The sequence below is a fragment of the Polaromonas sp. P1_G4 genome, from assembly GCF_056405475.1.
Genome location: NZ_JBFUCA010000414.1, coordinates 1 through 3,920, shown reverse-complemented (window position 1 = coordinate 3,920; position 3,920 = coordinate 1). Strand labels below are relative to the sequence as shown.

Annotated in this window: 6 protein-coding genes; all 6 read right to left on the bottom strand. The window is 57.4% G+C overall.

Annotation, left to right across the window (positions count from 1 at the left end):
* A partial coding sequence (locus AC1D1X_RS17710) for a transglycosylase domain-containing protein (protein ID WP_477698780.1) occupies nt 1–435 on the bottom strand: 435 nt, incomplete at its 3' end.
* A 144-nt stretch (nt 436–579) separates the two neighbouring features.
* Nucleotides 580–1,068 carry an SMI1/KNR4 family protein gene (locus tag AC1D1X_RS17705; protein ID WP_477671189.1) on the bottom strand — a complete coding sequence of 163 codons (489 nt, stop codon included), beginning with the start codon at nt 1,066–1,068 and terminating at the stop codon, nt 580–582.
* Nucleotides 1,069–1,593: 525 nt separating this feature from the next.
* Nucleotides 1,594–2,223 carry a glutathione S-transferase family protein gene (locus AC1D1X_RS17700; protein ID WP_477671190.1) on the bottom strand — a complete coding sequence of 210 codons (630 nt, stop codon included), beginning with the start codon at nt 2,221–2,223 and terminating at the stop codon, nt 1,594–1,596.
* A 51-nt stretch (nt 2,224–2,274) separates the two neighbouring features.
* Complete coding sequence (locus AC1D1X_RS17695; protein WP_477671191.1) at nt 2,275–2,715, bottom strand: tetratricopeptide repeat protein; 441 nt, start codon at nt 2,713–2,715, stop codon at nt 2,275–2,277.
* A gap of 84 nt (nt 2,716–2,799) precedes the next feature.
* Nucleotides 2,800–3,114 (bottom strand): hypothetical protein, encoded by a 315-nt coding sequence (locus AC1D1X_RS17690; RefSeq protein WP_477671192.1) that lies wholly within the window; start codon nt 3,112–3,114, stop codon nt 2,800–2,802.
* Between the two features lie 70 nt (nt 3,115–3,184).
* Nucleotides 3,185–3,637 (bottom strand): DUF3592 domain-containing protein, encoded by a 453-nt coding sequence (locus AC1D1X_RS17685; protein WP_477671193.1) that lies wholly within the window; start codon nt 3,635–3,637, stop codon nt 3,185–3,187.
* Nucleotides 3,638–3,920: the final 283 nt, after the last annotated feature.

Genomic DNA, 3,920 nt, shown 5'->3' with positions numbered 1-3,920 from the left:
GCCCAGATAGCAGATATTCAGGAACAATTGCATTTGATCGTTCTTGGAAACCAGCGAATCCAGGGCGTATTGCGCAATCAGCGTCTGGCGAACTTTAGCGATACCTTGCTTGAACCCGTCCGGGAAGTAAATGAGCTTGACCAGACCTTGCGTGATGGTCGTCATTCCTGCGCCGGGAGTTTGAAGATCGACGCCGTGATGCCGGGTGAACGCCGGGTCTTCGACTGCCAACAACATGGCTTGCCTGTCCTTCGACAAGTCTGTGGGTTTCAGCCGGGCTCCAAAGCGCTTCCAGGTTTCGGAAATCAGAGACGGTGTTGCAACTCTGGCAGCCCTCACTTCGTTGGCGTAATAGCCGGCTGCGAGAACCAGGGCAAGTGCACTTGCACCTGAGAGCCCCAGGATCGTGCGAATGACTGCTTGACCGATCTTCATGTTGTGGCTGATCTCGGAGAGTGATGTGCGAGGGAATTCGTGACGCCTAACGCGACGTTGACTGGCGACCCGGCAAAGTTGGGAACGAAGGGGGCGAACGCCGCTGGACGTCCGTTTCGAACGACAGGTTATGTCGCAACAGCCTCAAAGAATGCTCTCCGGCCGATCCGCGTATCGGCTCATGAATAGACGGAATGTCGGAGCCATCTGTTCCCCACCCTCGTCTGAGGCTGTGACGCGGTACACCGGGGCGAGTTGATTCCGGTCGCTCGTCAGTCGGACTGCGTAAAGCCAACTGTTCATAAGATGATCAGCGAACACGAAGCAGTCGGGATACGCGAAGCGATCCGGATAGATGACACCGCCTGAATCATCCAGTTCGTCTTTCACGGGCCTGATCTCCGCCAACGGCCAAAAGCGGAAGTACACATCATCCATCTCATGGCCAGTTCCGTTTTCAGCAACGAAATAGGCTCGGACATCCTCAGGAAAAGCTACTTCGTACCGGCGCTCAAATTCCGCAATCGCTTCCTCAGTTGCGCCAGCGCTTACGCCCACTCCAGCGTCGCGCCATTGCTTGTGCACGCGCCGCCAGAGATTGCCGACGTCAGGAGGCGGTGGCGTTCGCGACATAACGTAAAGATGACCGGACCATCAACAATTGCGGCGAAGCCGCATCCTGTCGTTGTGGGTGCGCGTCGATGGATATGTTAGACGGCATCTCCCGTGTCCTTGCCGTCTTCAGACGGCGCGCTCCGCGATTCGGTTGAGCCTCGGCCACTTCGGCCAATATCGAACGGCAACAATGTCGCTGGCGCGAAAGCCATAGCGCGTCGTCTGCTTCCCCGCTTGAATCTGAGGCGAACCGGACGTCGAAGTGGCTGTGAATTCATAAGACACGACGTACACCATACTTCCATCGTCATTCTTCTCCACTGAACGTAGCACTGCACCTTTCGTGCTGCGGCCCCAGCACTCAAGCACGTATGACGCGACAGCGCGAAGGCACAACGACCCGATCACCGCTAGCCCAATTGCGATGCCTCCCATGAACTGCCATGTGCTATCGAAGCCCATGCTGATGCCTTCTAGCGTTTGACATGAGAGGCGGGGTGCGAAGCGGACTCTGAAGTGTCCGCCTGACGGAAGAGTCAGGCCTCATTTCGGCTGCCCTTCCTCTTTAGCAATGACCTTGGCGACGAGAGGAAGTGCCAGCATTCGCGCCCTGTGATCAAGGATTCGGGGAAGGCGGGCGAGGTCCACCCCGTCACCCTCCAGCCAACGAGCAAGGGTTAGAAGATACAGATCTGCCACAGAGAACTCTTCTCCCAGAACCCACGGTCCACGCAAATACTCACTCTCAATAAGCGAGAAGGCATCACCCACAGATTGAGGAACCTTCCTTCGCATGGCGTCCCACGCTTCAGGTTCGTTTGCCCATCTGTGGCCGCGCATTCGATGGGCGTGAGCGACATGAACCGTGGAGCACAAATAGCTGTTGAAAGCGTTCATCTCCGCAAGCCGAAACGTGTCACCAAGCGGAGCCAGAAGCGCATCCGGGTACGTCTGGGCGATGAACATGAGCATGGCCGGTGTTTCCGTCAGGACCCCGCGTGCAGTCACGAGCGCTGGAACCCGGCCCTTCGGATTGACCTTCAGATAGTCGGCCGCCCGTTGTTCGTTCTTCGAGAAGTCGATCCGTACCAGTTCGTATCCAGCATTTGCATGAGCCAGCGCCAGATGCGTTGCCAGCGCACAAGTATTGGGGGTGTAGTAAAGCGTGAGCATGTGACCTCTCAATTTTGAATTGACGATGCGAGGAACTGCTTCAAGTGACGCCTAACGTTGAAGTTGACCGGCTTCAGCCAACAACTCGATTGCCCCCGTGTGCCCTTGGCTTGCCGCGGCCGTCAACCACCGGAGAGCCTCGGTCGTGTTCTCCGGGAACTGCAGAAGGTGCTGGCCGAGTTTCCACTGGGATGAATCCAGCCCCGCCTCCGCACATTCGCGGAGAAGGCGGACGGCAGCCAAGACGTCCTGACTTGTGCCCATGCCGTGATACGTGAAGCTTGCAACCCAGTGCTTTGCCTCCAGCAGGCCGCCGGCGGCAGCTTTCTTGTACCAGACCAGCGCTTCGACCGGGTTCCTGGGCGAGCTCTCGTCCGCCAAGTGACCAAGATAAAACTCTGCCTCGTGGTCCCCATCTCCGGCGAGTTCGAGCAGCCGTTCCCGCGCCTCTTCGGGCGCCAGGTCGTAATAAATGTCCTCGGCGGCCGTCACGTGACGCCTAACGTAGAGGGTGACCGGACCGCAACATTTGCGGCGGAGCCACCTTGCAGTTGTGGATCCGCGTTGACCGACCAGTTAGACCGCATTGGGATCTCCCAGCGTTTGATACATGACATGAGTTAGCTCAAACTGGTTGCAGCCACGCGACGCAATGCCGCCCTTGTCGTCTGGGCGTTCGAGCTCCCACCCCTCTTCTACGTCGGACCAGTACAGCAGCTTATCGCCAAAGGCGGCCACGGCAACGACATACTCACCCGGTGAATCCGCGACCGACAGCTCACGCGGAGCTATGCAGGCCTTCTCTAAAGCCGCTCTATGCTCCGGATGCAACCTGCGAAGACCGTCCTCCAATAGGTCAGTGACTTCAGCGATGGTGGCAGAGCGGAACATTGAGGAACGGTCTAACGTTCGACTTAACCGGACCGCCGCAGGCAGGTCCGCTTGAAGGAAGGATCGGGCATCATTTCGCACGCCCTGAAAAGAAGAAGCGGATGACCAGCATTGCCAGTCCCGCAAGCAGCATATAGCGACCAACTCCCTTCTGGGCATCAGAGGAGTCGTCCTGGTTGATGTCTTGAAGCGTGCTGGGTGCCTCAGGTAGATAGCGAACCGTCATGGTGGATGGGACAGAGTTGCTGCGCAAGGCACGGCCAAGCTCCGCAGCAACGCCGACTTCAGTCCGAATTTCGCGACCATCCTCCGTAGTGAAGCGAACATGCGCTGTGTACAGGCTGTCAGCATGGGTATTCTTCTTCTCCTTCCACTCCAGTCTGGTTACCTCGGCCTTGGTCGTCTTGCCGTGATCGCGCAATGCCGAAAACTTGGTGGCGTTCTTGTGACCGGCATACATAAAAAAGATGCCAAACACAACAAGACAGATCGCGACAACTCGGCTACCTAAGATTCGAAACATCGGTGGCTCCTTAGGCCTAAGGTAAAAATGATCGGACTACTAATAAATGCCGCGGCGCCACGTCCTGCTGCTGTGGCTCCGCGCTGGTTGATATGTTATGCGGCGTGGCGTGTCGCGACTTCATATGCGACCCAAACCAGGAATGTAGCGAGGACGACGCCGAAAAACAAGATGCCGGCATGCCAGGATACGTCTGGTTGATTGAGGGGTTAGACGCCATTGCTAAACGACTCGACCGCTGTCCGGTACGCTACCAGTGGCTCCGAAGCACCTGCGATAGCTC